The sequence below is a fragment of the Polaromonas sp. CG_9.7 genome, from assembly GCF_015752205.1.
Taxonomy (GTDB): domain Bacteria; phylum Pseudomonadota; class Gammaproteobacteria; order Burkholderiales; family Burkholderiaceae_C; genus Polaromonas.
The window spans coordinates 60,949-79,164 of record NZ_JADOVG010000015.1 but is presented as its reverse complement, the minus strand read 5'-3'; the positions used below and the strand labels follow the sequence as shown (position 1 = coordinate 79,164).

General features: G+C 60.1%; 19 protein-coding genes and 2 pseudogenes. 15 read left to right on the top strand and 6 right to left on the bottom strand.

The genetic code is table 11. From position 1 onward, the window contains the following. Positions 1-4: 4 nt before the first annotated feature. From ccoO to IWX87_RS14925, 6 genes are all read left to right on the top strand, one after another. A complete protein-coding gene (gene ccoO, locus IWX87_RS14950; RefSeq protein WP_196864326.1) occupies positions 5-631 on the top strand; it encodes a cytochrome-c oxidase, cbb3-type subunit II in 627 nt (208 codons plus the stop codon). 18 nt (positions 632-649) lie between these two features. Further along, positions 650-829: a cbb3-type cytochrome c oxidase subunit 3 gene (locus tag IWX87_RS14945; RefSeq protein WP_280757292.1), complete on the top strand. Its 180-nt coding sequence runs from the start codon at positions 650-652 to the stop codon at positions 827-829. Continuing rightward, positions 826-1,746, top strand: coding sequence for a cytochrome-c oxidase, cbb3-type subunit III (gene ccoP, locus IWX87_RS14940; protein ID WP_196864324.1), 921 nt, complete (start codon positions 826-828; stop codon positions 1,744-1,746). Before IWX87_RS14945 ends, ccoP begins: the two co-directional genes overlap by 4 nt. Positions 1,747-1,795: 49 nt before the next feature. After that, positions 1,796-3,262, top strand: coding sequence for a cytochrome c oxidase accessory protein CcoG (gene ccoG / locus IWX87_RS14935; protein WP_370583919.1), 1,467 nt, complete (start codon positions 1,796-1,798; stop codon positions 3,260-3,262). Between the two features lie 18 nt (positions 3,263-3,280). Next, positions 3,281-3,538: a nitrogen fixation protein FixH gene (locus IWX87_RS14930; protein ID WP_196864323.1), complete on the top strand. Its 258-nt coding sequence runs from the start codon at positions 3,281-3,283 to the stop codon at positions 3,536-3,538. 79 nt (positions 3,539-3,617) lie between these two features. Continuing rightward, on the top strand, positions 3,618-3,911 hold the full coding sequence (locus IWX87_RS14925) for a hypothetical protein (RefSeq protein WP_196864322.1): 294 nt from the start codon (positions 3,618-3,620) through the stop codon (positions 3,909-3,911). 145 nt (positions 3,912-4,056) lie between these two features. On the opposite strand, the gene fnr is transcribed toward IWX87_RS14925, so the two are convergent. Beyond that, on the bottom strand, positions 4,057-4,779 hold the full coding sequence (fnr, locus tag IWX87_RS14920) for a fumarate/nitrate reduction transcriptional regulator Fnr (RefSeq protein WP_196864341.1): 723 nt from the start codon (positions 4,777-4,779) through the stop codon (positions 4,057-4,059). A 376-nt stretch (positions 4,780-5,155) separates the two neighbouring features. Here fnr and IWX87_RS14915 point away from each other — a divergent pair. Then, positions 5,156-5,998 (top strand): annotated as a pseudogene (locus IWX87_RS14915) (coproporphyrinogen III oxidase); the annotation flags it as partial. 9 nt (positions 5,999-6,007) lie between these two features. Continuing rightward, positions 6,008-6,682: a sulfite exporter TauE/SafE family protein gene (locus IWX87_RS14910; protein ID WP_196864321.1), complete on the top strand. Its 675-nt coding sequence runs from the start codon at positions 6,008-6,010 to the stop codon at positions 6,680-6,682. Positions 6,683-7,047: 365 nt separating this feature from the next. Here IWX87_RS14910 and rocF read toward each other — a convergent pair whose 3' ends face one another. Continuing rightward, complete coding sequence (gene rocF, locus IWX87_RS14905) at positions 7,048-7,965, bottom strand: arginase (protein WP_196864320.1); 918 nt, start codon at positions 7,963-7,965, stop codon at positions 7,048-7,050. Positions 7,966-8,018: 53 nt separating this feature from the next. After that, positions 8,019-9,143 carry an ornithine cyclodeaminase gene (locus IWX87_RS14900; RefSeq protein ID WP_196864319.1) on the bottom strand — a complete coding sequence of 375 codons (1,125 nt, stop codon included), beginning with the start codon at positions 9,141-9,143 and terminating at the stop codon, positions 8,019-8,021. A gap of 129 nt (positions 9,144-9,272) precedes the next feature. Here IWX87_RS14900 and IWX87_RS14895 point away from each other — a divergent pair, with 129 nt between their 5' ends. The 5 genes from IWX87_RS14895 (at position 9,273) to IWX87_RS14875 (ending at position 12,791) form a co-directional block, all read left to right on the top strand. Next, a complete protein-coding gene (locus tag IWX87_RS14895) occupies positions 9,273-9,698 on the top strand; it encodes an Lrp/AsnC family transcriptional regulator (protein ID WP_196864318.1) in 426 nt (141 codons plus the stop codon). 33 nt (positions 9,699-9,731) lie between these two features. Continuing rightward, a complete protein-coding gene (gene holA, locus IWX87_RS14890) occupies positions 9,732-10,835 on the top strand; it encodes a DNA polymerase III subunit delta (RefSeq protein ID WP_196864317.1) in 1,104 nt (367 codons plus the stop codon). Positions 10,836-11,549: 714 nt separating this feature from the next. Next, positions 11,550-11,840 carry a DUF1330 domain-containing protein gene (locus IWX87_RS14885; RefSeq protein ID WP_196864316.1) on the top strand — a complete coding sequence of 97 codons (291 nt, stop codon included), beginning with the start codon at positions 11,550-11,552 and terminating at the stop codon, positions 11,838-11,840. A 21-nt stretch (positions 11,841-11,861) separates the two neighbouring features. Beyond that, positions 11,862-12,272 (top strand): hypothetical protein, encoded by a 411-nt coding sequence (locus IWX87_RS14880; RefSeq protein ID WP_196864315.1) that lies wholly within the window; start codon positions 11,862-11,864, stop codon positions 12,270-12,272. A 39-nt stretch (positions 12,273-12,311) separates the two neighbouring features. After that, entirely contained in the window at positions 12,312-12,791 is a 480-nt protein-coding gene (locus IWX87_RS14875) for a DUF4188 domain-containing protein (RefSeq protein WP_196864314.1), read from the top strand. A gap of 256 nt (positions 12,792-13,047) precedes the next feature. Here the strand turns inward: IWX87_RS14875 and IWX87_RS14870 are convergent, their stop codons facing one another. Together IWX87_RS14870 and IWX87_RS14865 are read right to left on the bottom strand one after the other, a co-directional pair. Then, positions 13,048-14,451 (bottom strand): NCS1 family nucleobase:cation symporter-1, encoded by a 1,404-nt coding sequence (locus tag IWX87_RS14870; RefSeq protein WP_196864313.1) that lies wholly within the window; start codon positions 14,449-14,451, stop codon positions 13,048-13,050. Between the two features lie 270 nt (positions 14,452-14,721). Beyond that, entirely contained in the window at positions 14,722-15,975 is a 1,254-nt protein-coding gene (locus tag IWX87_RS14865; RefSeq protein ID WP_196864312.1) for an alpha/beta fold hydrolase, read from the bottom strand. Between the two features lie 248 nt (positions 15,976-16,223). Here IWX87_RS14865 and IWX87_RS14860 point away from each other — a divergent pair. Further along, a pseudogene (locus IWX87_RS14860) lies at positions 16,224-16,481 on the top strand (carbonic anhydrase); the annotation flags it as partial. Positions 16,482-16,640: 159 nt separating this feature from the next. Further along, positions 16,641-17,696 (top strand): asparaginase, encoded by a 1,056-nt coding sequence (locus IWX87_RS14855; protein WP_196864311.1) that lies wholly within the window; start codon positions 16,641-16,643, stop codon positions 17,694-17,696. A gap of 61 nt (positions 17,697-17,757) precedes the next feature. On the opposite strand, the gene IWX87_RS14850 is transcribed toward IWX87_RS14855, so the two are convergent. Then, positions 17,758-17,925 carry a hypothetical protein gene (locus IWX87_RS14850; protein ID WP_196864310.1) on the bottom strand — a complete coding sequence of 56 codons (168 nt, stop codon included), beginning with the start codon at positions 17,923-17,925 and terminating at the stop codon, positions 17,758-17,760. Positions 17,926-18,216 lie beyond the last annotated feature (291 nt).

The following is an 18,216-nucleotide window of genomic DNA, read 5'->3' as shown; positions in this document are numbered from 1 at the left end:
CAATATGGCTAACCAAAAATCGAGCGGTGGACTTTCTCACGAGAAGGTCGAAACCAGCAACTTCCTGATGATCGTGCTGATCCTGCTGGTGCTCGCTGTCGGCGGCCTGGTGGAGATCGTCCCGCTGTTCTTCCAGAAGTCGACGACCGAGCCCATCAAGGGGCTGCAGCCCTACACCGCGCTGCAGGTCATCGGGCGTGACATTTACCAGCGTGAAGGCTGCTACAACTGCCATTCGCAAATGATTCGTCCGTTCCGCGCTGAAACCCTGCGCTACGGGCCTTATTCGGTCGCCGGCGAGTTCGTTTACGACCATCCCTTCCAGTGGGGCAGCAAGCGAACCGGTCCCGACCTGGCTCGGGTGGGCGGCAAGTACAGCGACGAATGGCACCGGATTCACCTGAACAATCCGCGCGACCTGGTGCCCGAGTCCAACATGCCCGCCTATTCATGGCTGACAACAAGCCTGGTTGATGACGGTTCGATCAAGGCCCACATGGAGGGACTGCGCACAGTGGGCACGCCGTACACCGATGCGCAAATTGCGTCGGCGGCCACCGATGTCAAGGGAAAAACCGAGATGGAAGCCGTGATCGCCTATTTGCAGGTGCTCGGCATTCACCGCAAATAAGCACAGAGGCACATGACCATGGATATCAACACCCTCAGGTCCATCGTGACGGTGGCCACTTTTCTTGTTTTCATCGGCATCGTCGCGTGGGCCTGGTCCAGCCGCAATGCCAAGGGTTTCGACGAGGCGGCCCAACTGCCCTTTGAACAAGACGAAGACGCACAGCGCCCAGGAACGGGACAAGGAAGAAAAAAATGAGTGATTTCACCAGCAGTTTCTGGTCGTTCTATGTCACCGGCATCTCACTGGCCGGCATCTTTGCCTGCCTGCTGCTGCTGTGGTTCAGCGGCAAGGCCAAAGCCATGACGGCCAATGACAACACCACCGGTCACGTGTGGGACGGTGACCTGCGCGAGATGAACAATCCGCTGCCACGCTGGTGGGTGTGGCTGTTCATCATCACCGTGATTTTTGCGCTGGCCTACCTTGCCCTTTACCCAGGCCTTGGCACTTACGCCGGCAAGTTTGGCTGGAGCGCCATCGGCCAGTACGAGGCGGAAGTGGCCAAAGGCAACAAGGCGGTCGAGCCTTTGTACGCCAGATTCAACAGCATGAAGCCCGAAGACGTGGCGGGCGATCCCCAGGCGATGGCAATTGGCGAGCGACTGTTCATGAACAACTGCTCGCAGTGCCACGGCTCGGATGCCCGGGGCAGCAAGGGATTTCCCAATCTGTCGGACAAGGACTGGCTGCATGGCGGGACGCCCGACAAGATTGTCGAAACTTTGGTCAAGGGACGCATCGGCAACATGCCCCCCATGGCGGCTGCGGTGGGGTCTTCGGATGACGTGCGCAATGTGGCGCATTACGTTTTGAGCCTGTCAGCCAGCCCGCACGATTCGGTCAAGGCTTCGCTCGGAAAGAGCAAGTTCGGTGCCTGCGCGGCCTGCCATGGCGTGGATGGAAAAGGCAATCAGGCCATCGGCGCGCCCAATTTGACCGACGACATCTGGTTGCACGGCTGGGGTGAAAACGCCATCGTGGCCATGATCAACAACGGCAAGGTCAACCAGATGCCTGCGCAAGAGGGCAAGCTCACCGACTCCCAGATTCATGTGCTGGCATCCTATGTTTGGAGCTTGTCCAACAAACCGGGCGCAGTAGCGCTGAAGTGATTTTTTACCCGGCAAGGCCCCTGCCGGGGTTTTGCATGGAGCATGCCCTGTGAATAATTCAAAGCCGACGCCTCGAAAAATCATTCCCATCGCGGTCATGGCAGCAGAGCAGTTGCAGGCCGCGTCAGGCTCTGGCGATGGCGAATCAGGCAGCCTCTACCAGGCCCAGCAGAAAATCTATCCGCGCAGCGTGACGGGATTTTTTTCGAAATGGCGCTGGGCCACGGTTTTGATCACCCAGCTGGTCTTCTATGGTCTGCCATGGCTGGAGTGGGGCCAGCGCCAGGCTGTCTTGTTTGACCTGGAAGCGCGGCGCTTCTATATTCTGGGGCTGGTGCTTTATCCGCAGGATTTCATTTACCTGGCGGGTCTTCTTGTCATTTCGGCGCTGGGACTGTTTTTATTCACGGCGGTAGCCGGTCGCCAGTGGTGCGGCTATGCCTGTCCCCAGACGGTGTACACCGAAATCTTTCTCTGGCTTGAAAAGATCACCGAAGGCGATCGCTCGGCACGCTTGCGACTTGACGCCAGCCCCATGTCGGTCAAGAAGCTGGCGCGCAAGACCAGCAAGCAGGTTTTGTGGATGGCCCTGGCCTTGTGGACGGGATTCACCTTTGTTGGCTATTTCACGCCCATCAAGGAGCTGGGCGTCAGCTTCATCAGTGCAAGCATGGGGCCGTGGGAAACCTTTTGGGTTTTCTTTTACGGCTTTGCCACCTATGGCAACGCAGGGTTCATGCGTGAACAGGTTTGCAAGTACATGTGCCCGTACGCCCGCTTTCAGAGCGCCATGTTTGACAAGGACACCTTGATCGTCACCTACGACGAGGCGCGCGGCGAACCCCGGGGGGGCCGTTCCAGGAAGGCCGACCCAGCCGCCCTGAATCTGGGTTCATGCATAGACTGCACGCTGTGTGTCCAGGTCTGCCCAACCGGAATCGACATCCGCAAGGGGCTGCAATACGAATGCATCAGTTGCGCGGCGTGCATCGATGTCTGCGATACCGTGATGGACAAGATGAGCTATCCACGCGGCCTGATTCGCTACTCGACCCAGAACGCGGTGGTGCAGGGCTGGGGGAAGTCGCAGCTTGTGCTCCGCATATTCCGTCCCAGGGTGCTGGTCTACACGGCCATCTTGCTGTCCGTGACCGCCGCCATGTTCATCAGCCTGGCGCTGCGTTCTCCCTTCAAGGTCGATGTCATTCGGGACCGTGCTTCGCTGGCGCGTATTGTGAGCGGTGGAAAGATTGAAAATGTCTACCGCCTGCAGGTGATGAATGCGACCGAAACCACCCAGCAGTACCGCCTCAGCGCCAGCGGATTGCCAGGCCTGGCGCTGGCGTCAGAAGGCACATTCACCGTCGATGCAACCCAGGCACGGGGCGTCGCCGTGACTCTGCAGTTGCCGTACGAAGCCGCAAGTCCCGGCTCGCACGAGATCGATTTTGAAATCGAATCAGTCAACTCGCCGGGTCGTGTGGTCGAAAAATCAGTGTTTCTGGTACCCCGCTAATTCAACAATGGAAACATCATGAACAATGAAGATGGACAGCCCTGGTGGAAATTCGGCCATGTATGGATGGTTTTTGCACTGCCTGCCGTGGTGGTCGTCGCCTCATTCATTACCCTGTACCTGGCCATCAAGATCCCTGATCCTGTCGTTCCAAGCTACGGCCAGCAGTCAGTGCCGAGTGCCTTGAAACCGGAAGTGCCTTCCACCAACATGGCGCCAGCAATGCAGGCTCGCAACCATGCCGCCACGGGGACCCCGGCGCCTGCCGAGCCTTGAGCGATAAAGGAAATTCAAACGGGGTTCTTCAAATCACAAGCCGATTCAATCCTCCAACTGCAAGAAAGACCTGAACTCGATGTGGACTCAACGAATGATGTGGATTGCATGGCCTGCCTTCCTGCTGGCGGGCGTGATCGAAATGGTCGTGTTTGCCCTGGTCGATCCGCAAAGCCTGCATTGGTTCGGCCAGCCTTTGGCCTTGTCGCGCGAGGCGGTCTACACCCTGGCTTTTTTTGTATTCTGGGCGCTGACCATGGCGTCGAGTGCCTTGACGGCCTTGCTTGCCATGTCGCCTTTTGAAGTGAATCGCCGCGAACCAGCTTTCAAGGGGCGGGCCAAAAACGGCACCCGGAAAGTCAGGGCGCGTTAAAAACGCCTGTCATTCCATCGCCGCATCAGTCCGGCAGGTTGTTGCCGCTTATTGCGGTGCTTTCGCACGGTTTCCGGCTGTGCAGCGGATTTTCGAGGGATTGGGAAACGGAATCAGCCAGCCGCAGGCCTACCCGGTTTTGGTCTCAGCAGGGTTTGTGGTTGTTGTTGACGATCAGCTTGAGCGCTTCGGTGTCCAGGATGCGCACATGGCGCTGCTTGACTTCCACAATCTTGTCTTCGACAAATTTTGAAAAAGTCCGGCTGACCGTTTCAAGCTTCAGTCCCAGGTAGCTGCCGATTTCTTCTCGCGTCATGCGCAGCAGAAGCTCGGATTGCGAGAAGCCGCGGGCATGCAGCCGCTGGACCAGATTGAGTAAAAAAGCAGCCAGGCGTTCTTCTGCGCGCATGCTGCCAAGCAGCAACATCACGCCATGTTCACGAACGATCTCGCGGCTCATGATCTTGTGCACATGGCGCTGAAGGGAGACCACTTCCCGTGACAGCTCCTCGATGCGGTCAAACGGCATCACACATACTTCAGCGTCTTCCAGCGCAATGGCGTCACAGGTGTGGTGCTCCTTGACAATCCCGTCCAGGCCGATAATTTCGCCCGCCATCTGAAATCCGGTGACCTGGTTGCGGCCGTCTTCGGTGGTGATGCAGGTTTTGAAAAAGCCGGTGCGGATGGCAAACAGGGAGCTGAAATTTTCACCGTTGCTGTACAGGTGGGCTCCGCGTTTGACCTTGCGGCGCACGGCAACCACTTCCTCGATCCGGTCGAGTTCATCGGCTTTCAAACCCATTGGCATGCAAAGTTCACGAAGGTTGCAGTTGGAGCAGGCAACTTTTACGCTGAGAGGGGTGATGGGCTGGAGCTTGGTGTCGCTTGCGATATCCCCGCGCTTGGCCGTTCCCATGGACTCTGGTGTGACCTCGAACATGACATTCTCCTGATGTGGGTTCGTTGCCTGGTTTTAGTCAGGCTGACTGCTGACATAGGTCAAACAAACAATACGGACTTCACGATACATTGGCATTGCTTGCCCCGAAATCGCGGGTGCGCGTTTCAAGAAACCGTCACGAACGCACTGGCAATTAATTGTATGCCCATCCCCAGCCATGAACTGATTCACCGTGTCGATGCATCGGCACCCTGCTACACCACGTACCCAACGGCAGACCGCTTCGTGCAAGCGTTCACGTCCGAACAGCCGGTGCAGGCCCTTGCGCAGCGCCAGAGCGGTGCAAAAAGCGGTTCACCGCATCCAGCCTGCCGAACAGGTTTTTTCGTAGATGGCAGCGGCGCGCGTGATGGGTTTTAAGTCTATCAACATGGACCTGATTGGCGGGCTGCCGCAACAAGCGTCGCAATCGTTTGACCGCACCCTGGCGCAGCTTGTGCAGCTGCGCCCGGACTGTGTTGCGCTGTATGCCTACGACCACCTGCCCCAGCTTTTCAAGCCGCAACGGCGAATTGACGTTGCCGCGCTGCCTGACGCCAACGCCAGGATTTGCATGCAGATGCACGCTTTTTCGGCCTTTCAGGCTGCCGGTTACGTGCATATCGGCATGGGGCAGTTTGCCCTGCCCAACCATGCATTGGCAATTGCCAAGCGCCAGGGCCGTCTGCACCGCGACTTGCAGGGCTACAACTCCCGGCCTGACGCCGACCTGATTGGTCTGGGCGTTTGTGCCATTGGCAAGCTGTGCGCCAGCTACAGCCAGAACGCCAAGACCCTGGACGCGTATTACGACAACCTGCAGCAGGGACGATTGCCCGTGGCGCGGGGACTGGCGCTGTCCCGCGACGACCTGGTGCGGCGCAGCGTCATCATGGCGCTGGTGTGCCAGGGCCAGCTGGATTTCGAGTCGATTGAACTGGGCGACCTGATTGATTTCAAGCGCTATTTTTCTGCCGAGCTGGAAATGCTTGGCGGCCTGCAAGCGCAGGGCTTGGCGGAGGTCAACGACACCGGCATTCAGGTGACGGTGATGGGCTGTTACTTCTTGCGCGAGGTAGCCATGGTCTTTGACCGTTACCTTCAGGCCGACCGCACCCGGGCAAAGTTGTCCCTGATCATCTAAAACATCCTCATGCAAACTTCGCTGGCCCTGACGGCCTTACTGATGGGGCTGGCCGGCGGGCCGCACTGCATCGCCATGTGCGGCGCCGCCTGCGCCGGTATCGGCAATGCGGCCGGTGCGCGCAAGACGTCGGCCCTCTGGAGCTTTCAGGCCGGCCGGCTGGCCAGCTATTCGGCGCTCGGTGCGGTGGCTGCCGCGTCGATGCAGGGCCTGGGATGGCTGACCACCCAGACGGCGGTCATGCGCCCGGTCTGGACCTTGTTTCATGTCGCCGTGATGGTGATGGGGCTCATGCTGGTCGTGCTGGCCCGTCAGCCGGCGTGGCTCGACAGCACGGCGCGCAGCGTGTGGCGGCGGGTTCGGGCTTTCAATGCGTCCTGGGGCCGGGGCGCGCCGCTGGCCATTGGCGCACTCTGGGCCTTCATGCCCTGCGGCTTGCTGTATTCGGCGGTGCTGGTGGCGGCGCTTAGCGGCGGTCCGCTCGATGGCGCGCTGACCATGGCGCTGTTTGCGCTGGGCAGCAGCGTGTCCCTGCTGATCGGCCCCTGGCTGCTGCTGCGCCTGCACGGCGGCGGCAGCGGCGAGTGGGGGATACGTCTGGCCGGTCTGGCGCTGGCGGCCACCTCGGGCTGGGCCTTGTGGATGGGGCTGGCGCATGACACCGCGCCCTGGTGTGTGAGTTAGGCCCCCACGCTCCCCACTGCGTGTGGTTCGCTGCCCCCCAAGGGGGCCGCTGCGCCTGCGGCCCGGCGAAGCCGGTTCCGCGGCCCTTGCTGGTGGGGATGGGCGCCGCTCGTCCCTCTTTGCCAGGTTCGCTGCCCCTGATATGCGGCTGCGCTTCTGGTACGGTAAAGCGGGTTCTGTAGCTTCTGGTGGCGCCGGCTGGTTTTCAGCCTTCGGGACGTGCATGTTCTGAGCAGAAAATAAATTTTTTGTACCAAATAGATCTGTTGCGCTTGCTGCATATGCTTTAGCAGCTATAAATACCATAGCAAATGGCAATCCGTCGAGCTTTGATCGCCGCCACGGACGTGCCAGATGATGTTGCTTTATCCCCGGCGCATCAGCGTGCTTTTTCCGAACAGGCTTTCGATCAAATCCAGCGCCACTTCCGCCGTGGCATTGCGCACGTCCAGCGCCGGGTTCAGCTCCATCACGTCCAGCGACGCCATCCGGCCGGTGTCGGCAATCATTTCCATGCACAGCTGCGCCTCACGGTAGGTCGGTCCGCCCTTGACGGCGGTGCCGACGCCGGGCGCGAAGCTGGCGTCCAGAAAGTCCACGTCAAAGCTCACATGCAGGTGCGTGTTGTCGTCCATGCCCGCCAGCGCTGCTTCCATGGTGCGTTTCATGCCCATTTCGTCGATGTAGCGCATGTCGAACACCTCCAGTCCCGATGCCTGGACAAAGCGTTTTTCGCCGGCATCGACGCTGCGGATGCCGATCTGGCGAATCGCCGACAGCTCGATCGCCGGCGACTGTCCGCCAATGCCGGTCAGTTCGGCCGGTCCGTGGCCGCACAGCACCGCCACCGGCATGCCGTGGGTGTTGCCGGTCGGCGTCAAAGCGTCGGTGTTGAAGTCGGTGTGCGCGTCCAGCCACAGCACGCGCAGATTTTTTCCGGTCTGGCGGCAGTGACGCGCCACCGCGCTGATCGAGCCGATGGCCAGGCAGTGGTCGCCGCCCAGCAGCACCGGCATTTCGCCTTCGACCAGCGCCGTGTGCACCGCTTCGTGCACCGCATGGTTCCAGGCCGCGACCTCGACCAGATGGCGGTAGCCGCCCATGGGGGGTTGCCAGGGGTTGGCCGGTCCGCTGAGGTTGCCCTGGTCGGTGACGCCCAGGCCATGGCTTTCCAGCGTGCGTTGCATGCCGGCCACGCGCAAGGCTTCTGGCCCCATCGAGGCGCCGCGCGTGCCCGCGCCGACATCGGTGGGTGCGCCTATGAGTCTGATGTGCTGTGTCATGGTTGTGTCGATTCTTTGTTGTGGGGCAATGTGTTGGATGAACGACTTGCGGCTCAGTTCAAAAGCGGCTCGGCCACCGGCTTGGCATGCGCCCCGGCGCTTGGCGCCGCGCATGCACCGGAAAGGGCCGGCCTGACAAGCTGATAAAGGTCCTTCGGATCGTCCAGCCGGGGAATCAGGGGCAGGGCCCGGCCGAGCCCGAGCCGTCGGGCCTGGTCATATAGATAGCGCAAGGCCGAGAAGTCTTCAAGCGCAAAGCCGACCGAGTCAAACACCGTGACCTGCGCGGCGCTGTCGCGCCCCGTCGCCTGGCCTGCCAGTACTTGCCACAGTTCGGTGACGGCAAAGCCGGCTGGCATCTGCTGCAAATCGCCTTCCACTCGGGTTTGCGGCTCGTATTCCACGAATACTTTGGCAGCGGCCAGCACCTCCGGGTGGATTTCGGTTTTGCCGGGGCAGTCGCCCCCCACGGCGTTCAGGTGTGTGCCGGGGCGGAGCATGCCGGCGGTGATGATCGCCGCCTGCGTCTTGTCGGCAGTGAGGGTGGTCACGATGTCTGCGTCACGCACCGCCTCCAGGCTGCTGGCGCAAGCCCGCAAACGCAGGCCGGCGGTGTCCGGGTTGTCCTGCAGGTTGCGCACCAGCTTGGCGGTGGCCGCGGCATCGGTGTCGTAGAGGCGGATTTCATCAATGCCGAGCAAACGGTGAAAGGCCAGCGCCTGGAACTCGCTTTGCGCGCCATTGCCGATCAGCGCCATCACGCGGCTCTCGGGCCGGGCCAGCGCGCGCGCCGCCAGCACCGAGGTGGCGGCGGTGCGCAAGGCCGTCGCCAGCGTCAGTTCACTGACCAGCATGGGCATGCCGGTGGATACATCGGCCAGAACGCCAAACGCCATGACGGTGGGCAGACCCTGCGAGGTGTTTTTCGGATGGCCGTTGACGTATTTGAAGCTGTAGTGGGCGCCATCGGCAATCGGCATGAGTTCGATCACGCCGTCCGGCGAATGGCTTGCCAGGCGGGCCGACTTGTCAAAGCGGCTCCAGCGCGAAAAATCCTGCCGGATGTACGCCTCCAGGCCGTCCAGCGTAGCGGCCATGCCCTGGCTGCGCACCAGCCCGGCCACATCGGAAGGACTCAGGAACAGGGTTTCCTGGCAGTGTGGGGTGAAATGTGTCATGCAGAGCCTCATGCGTTTTGGTTTTAAAAGATATGCATCCAGTGTCTTTCTCCGGCAAGGCAATGACAAGTGTCAAAAGTGCTTGCAGACTGGCAGTTTATTGACACTATGGCAGCCTAAAATACCAAAATGGATGAAACCGACCACCAGTTGATCTCGCTGTTGCGCCAGGATGCGCGCTTGTCCGTGGCTGCACTGGCCAGCCGGCTGGGCGTGTCGCGCGGCACCGTCACCAACCGCATCCGCAAGCTGGAAGACGACAACGCCATCGTCGGCTATACCGTGCGCCTGCGGCCCGATGTACAGCGCAATGAAATCAAGGCCTGGATGAGCATTGCCGTCGAGGGCAACCAGACGCGCACCGTGATTGCCAGCCTGCTGGGCGAGCCCGGCGTGGCCACGCTGCACGACACCAACGGCCGCTGGGACCTGCTGGCCGAACTGCGCGCCGAAAACCTGCAGGACCTGGCCAAGGTGCTCGAACGCATCCGCCTGCTCAAGGGCATCAGCAACACCGAAACCAGCATTCACCTGGAAACCTACCGGCTCTCGTAGCGCGCAGGCCCCAGCTTCTAGAATCACTCCACTATGCAACTGGCCCCCGCCCAACTGTCCGACCACCTCAAGCGCGGCTTGAGGAGCCTCTACACCTTGCATGGCGACGAGCCCCTGCTGGTGCAGGAGTTTGCCGATGCGCTGCGCGCCGCAGCCCGCAGCCAGGGCTATACCGAACGCACCGTGCACACGGTTTCAGGCGCGCATTTCGACTGGAGCGAGGTGCTGGCCAGCGGCGGCTCGCTCAGCCTGTTTTCTGACAAGCAGATCGTCGAAGTCCGCATTCCCAGCGGCAAGCCGGGCAAGGACGGCTCGGCAGCGCTGCAGCAGCTGGCCGAGCGCGCCCAGGGCGACGACTCGACGCTGACGCTGGTGATGCTGCCCCGGCTGGACGGCATGACCACCAAGGGCGCCTGGTTTGGCGCGCTGGAGAGCTTCGGCATCACCGTCAAGTTCGAGCCGATTGGCCGGCCCATGCTGCCGCAGTGGATCGCCCAGCGCCTGCAGCAGCAGGGTCAGCGTGTGGCCAACGGCGAGGAAGGCCAGCGTACGCTGCAGTTTTTTGCCGACCGGGTCGAGGGCAACCTGCTGGCCGCGCACCAGGAAATCCAGAAACTGGCGCTGCTTTACCCGGTCACGGGCGATGGCGTGCTGGGCTTTGACCAGGTGGAAAACGCCGTGCTCAACGTGGCGCGCTACGACGTGTTCAAGCTGTCCGAGGCGGTGCTGGGCGGCCAGGCGATTCGCGCCGCCCGCATGATCGACGGCCTGCAGTCCGAAGGCGAGTCCGAAGTGCTGGTGCACTGGGCACTGGCCGAAGACATCCGCAGCATGAAAAGGGTGAAAGACGCGATTCGCGCCGGCCGCCCCATGCCGATGGCGCTGCGCGACAACCGCGTCTGGGGGGCAAAAGAAAAGCTTTACGAACGCGTGCTGCCCGGCATGAGCGACGCGGTGCTGGCAGGGTTGCTCGATGCCGCGCAAAAGGTCGATGGCATCGTCAAGGGCCTGAAGCAGCCCGACTGGCCCGCCAGCGGCTGGCAGGCGCTGCACCGGCTGGCCGGCATGGTGTCCGAGCATTGCGCCGCGCCGTCGCGGGCTTCGGTTGGCCGCGCGGGGCCGGGCGGCCGAGGCTAGCGCGGGGCGGCGGCGTGCTGGCCGCAAAGCGCTGCTGCAGCGGTTCCGTTCAAGGCTGAACTAATGCTCTGTTATTGATAGCTGCCTGCGCACGTTTCTATTGCGCCAGAGGTTGATTTGGCCATGAAATAGCGGTCGACCGGCGCTTGATGGATTGGCAGCGAGGCTGCGCAACACCCGGGATTCAAGCCATTGAAGCCACCAGCGCAATGAATACCTGCGCAGGCAGCTATCGAATCAGGAATGGTCTTCGAAGCGTCTTGTCAGGAAGGCCTCGACCTGCGGCGCGCCCATCTCGCGGGATGCGTCATGGTGCCGTGGCGGCCATAAGCGTTCCTCGATGCGCCAAATTCGCTACAGAGTCTTGTCCAGGACGACATGGATCGCCTTCATGTCGAGCTGACGATGCGGCTTTCAGACTTGCGCGGGATAGCCGATGAGTTCGACCGAGACAGCACGTCCCGTGAAGCACAAATGCTGCAGCATAGGGAGCGCACGATTGTGGGCGGTATAAAGTGACGCATAGATTCAACAGGCAAATGCAACGCAATATAGTTCCCGGTACCGCGTGCCACAGTCGGGCTGCACCTAACCAGTCGCTCAAGCGGACATGCCTACGGCATGCCGCTTAGCTCCAACGTTAGGCATCTAGATTGCAACGCCCTAACTTCGCAAGAGTTATAAGACTCATTTCACATTGACAAGGAAGAGCAAATGTCCAAAGCCTATTGGGTCAGTACGTATCGCGCAGTGAAGAACGCCGAAAAGGTCGCCGCCTACGCGAAGCTTGCGGGCCCCGCACTCACGTCAGCAGGAGGTCGATTCTTGGCACGCGGTGAGCCGTCAATGGCTTATGAACTCGGGTTGAAGGAGCGCACAGTCCTGATCGAGTTTGACAGTGTCGAGCAAGCCGCCGCCGCGCACGACAGTCCCGACTACCAAGCCGCTTTAGCCGCGCTTGGAGATGGCGCGGACCGAGACATCCGAATCATTGAAGGTGTTTGAACGGGAGCGGAACTGAATCTCTTGCCAGTCAATCGTCAAACGTTAAACCGCATGCAAGTCCAGCGCCCTCATCCCACCGCAGCCATCACGGCGATGTGTTTGATGGCGGCCGTCGCCGCAAATTTCTTCACGCTCGATCACGGCGGGCAGGCCTTGACGTATTTTGCTGGCGCTCTCGTCCTCGCCAGCCCGTTTGCTGTTCTGTTTCTGGGGCACTTCACGCTTGCACGCACATGGAGGCGCAATGCGTTTCTGGCCGGTGGGAGCGTGGTCTTCGCGTTTGGCTGGGCCGTCGCATCGTTTGCAATGCGCTGGTTCCAGGCGGGCTGGGTTGGGATTTTGTTCTTTGGCGTGGTGCTGGCTCTCTTGGCATGCCTGTATCTTCTTTTGGCACTTGTCATTCCGGAGAGACCGAATAGGCAAGCTGTTTAAGGGGTGCGGGTCCGGTTAACTTTATATTGAAGCGAAAATATGCTCATCCGTGAACGCGTCACCGCCGAACTGCCCGGGGAGTTTGTCGTGTTTCTCATCGGCATGCGCATCAACCAACCCTGGCGGGTGCATCAATGGCTGCCGGTGGCCGCTGCGATGCCGCGCATGATCGAGGAGCTGACGCGCCAGCCCGAACTCGGCTTGCTGCATTCCGAAAGCTGGTTTTCGCGCACGCTGCTGATGGTCCAGTACTGGCGCTCGATGGAGCAACTGCTGGCCTACGCCACCAACCGCGAAGCCGGGCATCTGCCGGCGTGGAAGGCGTTCAACCAGGCTGTGGGCACGAATGGCGCGGTCGGCATCTGGCATGAAACCTATGCCATTTCGCCCGGCTGCTTCGAGTCGGTCTATGTCAACATGCCGCCCTTCGGGCTCGGCAAGGCGGGCGTGGTGGTGCCGGCTTCAGGGCGCATGACGTCCGCAAGAGGGCGCCTTGGCGAAAAAGCAGCCGGGCGTTAACGCATTCATGGGACATTGACGCCGATAGAACCTGGCCAGGCACCGGTTTTGCTGGCGCCTGGCTCTGCCCGAACGCCCAGAATGTCGCATGCCAAGGCATAATTTCTTCAAGCCGGGGAGGTTGCCTGCGTGCATTCTTTGCGCCATTTTTGCCATGGTGCAACCACAATGGCGGTTTACCTCCGAATGACAAGTGCGCCCTGCCATGGCGGGCGCCTTGTACTGTCGCCACCGGCCGGTGGTTTTGCGCTGTGGCTCAGGCAAGCTTCATGTTTCTGGTGCGCGCGTAGTAAATGATGCCGCCCAATGCCGCGCCAATAATCCAGGCGTAGCCAGACAGGTCGCTCAGCACCGGCACCCACACAGCAGCCACCGAGAAAACGGCGCCGATGGCGAAGGCAATGACGGCGTTGTCGTGCCAGCCGTTTTTGTAGTGGTACCGGCCGCCTTCCATGTTGTAGAGGTCTTGCTGGCTGATTTCCTGTTTGCGCACCACGTAGTAGTCAACAATCAAGATGCCGAACAGCGGCGCCAGGGTTGCGCCCAGCGTGTTGACAAAGCCGCCAATGCCGATCTGGCTGATCACGGCTGTCCACAAGCCACCAATGACCAGTGCGAAGCCTGAAGTGATCAAGCCCGCTTTGCGAAAGCTGATCGTTGAGGGTGACAGGTTGGCAATGCCGTTGACCGCTGGAATGAAGTTGGCGACCAGGTTGATGCCCACGGTGGCGGCAAAGAACGTGATGGCTGCGACGATGCTGAAGAACACGCTGTCGGCACGCTCCACGATTTCAGTCGGGTTGGTGATGGCTTCACCGTAGACGACGGCGGCGCCAGCGGTTGTCAGCAAGGCCAGGGCAGAGAACAGGATCATGTTCAGCGGCAAGCCCATGAGGTTGCCCTTGACCATGGCTTGTTTGTCTTTGGCGTAGCGGGAAAAGTCGCTGAAGTTGACCATCACCGCCGCGAAGTAAGCCACCATGGTGCCAAAAATGGCGATAAAGCCGGACATCTCGGTCTTCCAGGTGGCTTTGGGGTTGGCAAAAATGGTTTGCGCGGCTGAAAGCAACTGGCCGTCCGACTTGGACCACAGCGCCACCACCAGGCCAATCATCACGACATACACAAACGGACCCGCCAGGTTCAGGAAACCTTCAACCCAGTTCATGCCGCGCCAGAAGATAAAGATGTGAAACGCCCAGACGAACAGGAAGGCCACCCAGTCGATGCCGCTCAAGCCCAAAAACATCGCGCTGGATTCGGCGCCGGTGAGGGTCTTGATCAACAGCGACAAAGCGGTTGATGCGAAGTAAACCTGCGCACCGTACCAAAACACGGCAACGACGGCGCGCAAAATGGCCGGCAGCTTGGCGCCCGCTGTTCCCATGCTGGCGCGGGCAAATACCGGATACGAAATACCGTAGCGTTCGCCTGCCGCGCCTGACAGGTTGACCATGAACATGACAAACAGGCCTGCCGTGATCAAGGCGGCAAATGCAGTCCAGCCGCTGACGCCAAAGGAAATAAACAAAGACGCCACCAGGCTGTAGCCAAACAGGGACTGGATGTCGTTGGCCCAGACGTTGAAGATGGCAAACCAGCCCCACGACTTTTCCTGCTGGGTAACCGGTTTTAGAGCGTTGTCGTTGTTCGATTGCATGCCTGTGTCCTTTGAGCGGTTGTTGCTCCGGGTCCGTTGACCCGGCACGCCGAGCGCCGTGTTTGATTTTTTGACCGTTTTGTATTCTGCTTTGTATACAAAAAGCATTGGACCGTATCATAGATGCTGAAGCAAAAACTAGGGTAAATACTTATCAAAATCAAGCACTTGGCCGACTCAAACCTACTGAAGGCGGACCAGGAACCGGGCCGCTCAAGACGCTGGACGGTGGATGGCGTTCAGTGGTGAGGTTTGCCAGCCCGTCCGGGCTTAGCGCCTGGCCGCTGCAGGCAATGCGCTGCAGTCATTGATGGCGGCTTTTCCGGCAAAGCGGGCGTCTACCCATTCCAGCGCCGTGGCCTGGCCGGACAGCATCGCGCCTTCATGGCCGGCTTCAGCAAATACCTTGTAGCGCAGGACATTTTTCTTGGCGCACAGTTGCCGGGTCAGCAGGTCGGTGGTGCCGGGCAACACGGTGACGTCGGCCGATCCCTGCACGACCAGGGTGGGAACGGAAATTTTCAAGGTGCCGGGTTCATTGCGGGCACCCAGTTTCAGGAATTTTGTCAAATCCGGCTTGGACACGAACTGGTCTTTGGCAATCGCACTGGCCCAATAGCCGGTGGTCAGCGCATGGGTCATGCATTGCTCGTGCAGGTCCGGCAGATGCGCAATGGCCTCGGGCGTCAGAATGCGGGCCAGATTGATCGACGGATCGGTCTTTGAATAAGACTGCAGCACATACAGCACGTGGGGCAGCGACCGCTCGGTTTTGTCCGAAGCCATGACGGCCCTGAGGCGGCCGGCGATTTGCGATTCCGGTGCAAATGCGACATTGCCAACCAGTTTGAACTCGGGCACATAAGACGGCCCCTGTGCCGCCGCGAACAGGTCAGCCTGACCGCCCTGGGAATGGCCCATGACCGCGTACCGTTTGCCGATGCGTGGCTCCAGTGTGCGGGCGGCACGCAGCAGGTCGAGCGCGTTGCGCGCATTCGGCCTGCCTTGCAGGAAAGGATGAAAGTCCGCAACGCCCAGGCCCTGGTAGTCGGTGGCGACCACGGCATAGCCGTTCTTGACGAAATTGTCGAGCAAATGGCTGATGGCCTTGATGTAGGGATGTTCCGGCCCCTTGTCCGTATCGCGCGAAGGTGCGCAGATTTCGTTCAAACCGGTGGCGCCATGCGTCCAGCTGATCACGGGCCAGCCGCCTGCGGGCGCTTGGCCTCGCGGAATCGACACCGTGCCCGAAACCAGGGTGGGACGCCCCTTGTCGTCAAGGGAGCGGTACAGCAGCAGGGTGTTTTTGGCCGCACTGGGCAGGCGCATCGTGCCCTCAAGCGCGCGGGCGTAAAGGGGTGAACCGCGCTTGCCGGCAGGCAGTGCAGGCGGCGGCGTGTAAAAGGCATCTCCGGCGGGGCCTTCGGGCAAGGCAGCTGACGCCACAGAAACCGCCGGGATCGCCGAGACCATCAAGGCAAGTGAACAGGCGCTGATTTTCACAAGCTGAGGGATGAAAGACATGGGGAAATTACCTTGTGAAAACTCGGCGATGGGTCAGGTGCAACATGACGGACTGAACGACCAATCTGCAGGTACATGTTACAAGAGCCTGTCTATTGTTCTTGTGCGGTCCGGTTGCGTTCCAACCGAGGATGTTCAAAAACCCGCGAAAAACCGACAGTCATGCCATGTCCCAACAGATCAACATGGCGTCCGAGCTGAACAATTCCAGAAAAGTTTGGTCGGTGCTGATCGTCAGCATGCTGGCGTTCACCGTCTGCTCGGACTCGCGCCTGGAGCCCTATCTGATGATTGGCGCCGGGTCGGGCGAGCTGTTCATTGTGCGCAACATGGGCGCCTTCATTCGCCCTTACGGCGGATCACACGGTTTGCACGGCACCACGGCAGCGATTGAATACGCCGTGCTGAGCCTTAAGGTCGAACGTATCATGGTCTGCGGCCACGGCCAGTGCGGCGGCATTCGTGCGGCCTATGAAGGCGTGCCCGATAAAGCCGCATTACTAAAAGGCTGACTGACATAGAGCAAACATAATTCGCTATAAATAAAATAGCAATAGACGGCAGGGCTGAATAGCGCACTTGCGGGGTAGACTGCACTTCGATCCTGAAAAATCTGCCTGTTTTCAAGCACCGGATTTCAAGAAATCTCATCAACGAAAGGACTTATGCGTACTTTGAAATTCAAACTGGCAGGGTTTGCGCTGCTGGTGTCGGCAGCGGCCATTGCCCAGCCACAACAGCCCGTGGTGGCGTTGATCGCCACCGGCGGCACGATCGCCATGAAGATTGATCCGGTCAAAAAAGCACCTGTGCCGGCCATCTCGGGCGAAGACCTGCTGGCCACCGTGCCAGAGGTTGCCAAGTACGCAAAAGTGGAGGTCAACAACATTTCCAATGTGCCTTCCGATTACATGGACCCGCCGCGCTGGATCCAGCTTACCAAGGCAGTTCAGGCATCGCTGGCGCGCCCGGAAGTGGCCGGCGTCATCGTCTCGCATGGCACCGATACCCTGGAAGAAACAGCGTATTGGCTCGATCTGACGGTCAACTCGGACAAGCCGGTGGTGCTGATTGGCGCGCAGCGCAACGCATCCGAGTCGGATTTTGACGGCCCGCACAACCTGATCAATGCCGTGCGCATCGCGGTCGAGCCGCAGGCCAGGTCCAAGGGGGTTTTGCTGGCCATGAACAGCCAGATCAATGCCGCCCGCGAAGCCACCAAAACCCACACCTCCAGTGTTGAAACCTTCAAGTCTGGCGAATTCGGTTTTCTTGGGGTGGTGGACTACGACCGGGTCACTTTCGCGCGCGCGCCCTTGCGCCGGCTGCACATCCCAATCCGCACTGACAAGATGCCTGATGTCGAAATTGTCGCGATGTACGGTGGCGCCGACGGCAAACTGGTCCGCTCCGCCGTTGACAACGGCGCCAAGGGGCTGGTCATCCAGGCGCTGGGCTGGGGCAACGTGAACATTCCCATGTTCAATGCGGTGAAATATGCCTTGTCGAAAAATGTCCCGGTCGTCATTTCGACGCGCGTACCGACAGGGCGTGTGCTGCCCAACTATGGTTTTGAAGGCGGCGGAAAAACGCTGGCCGACGCGGGCGCCGTGATGGCCGATGACCTGTCACCCCAAAAAGCACGCATCTTGCTCATGCTCATGCTGCAAGGTGGCAGCGCCCCCAACCAACGCGATCTTCAGGCCGCCTTCAGTCACTGATTTGGCGTGAGTCACTTTCTGGCATGGCCCATGCCTTATGGCGCGGGACGTGCCAGTGTTGTCAATGCGGTGGTTTTTCGATGTGCACGCCTTGAACCTGCAAGGCAATTGCAACTGCACAATCGGGCAATTGAGGCGCAACAGTTTTTGGCGGTATGTATCCGCACAGGAATTCAAACAAAAGCGCTATTGAATAAATAGCTGTTAGCACAACAGCAGTAAGCGCCAAGTCTCTATTTGATCTTGAGAATGCAACTGCTCAGCCCGCTTTTCAGCAGCCAGGAACCATGTCTTCTTGCCAGCAGGGAACATGGATTGCGGATCGCCGGATCAGGTCCGGGGCATTCATCCGGCGCATGGCTGCGCTGCATCAGGAATGCACTTGAATCTGCAGGTCAGCGCCCACCCTTCGACCAGCGCATCGGTAAAAAAGGTCTATTCTTGCGGTCTGCGCAGCGGCCGGCTTTTGACCGGTGCGGCTTGCGTCAGAACCTGAATTTGCAGGGCTGCGGGCGATATG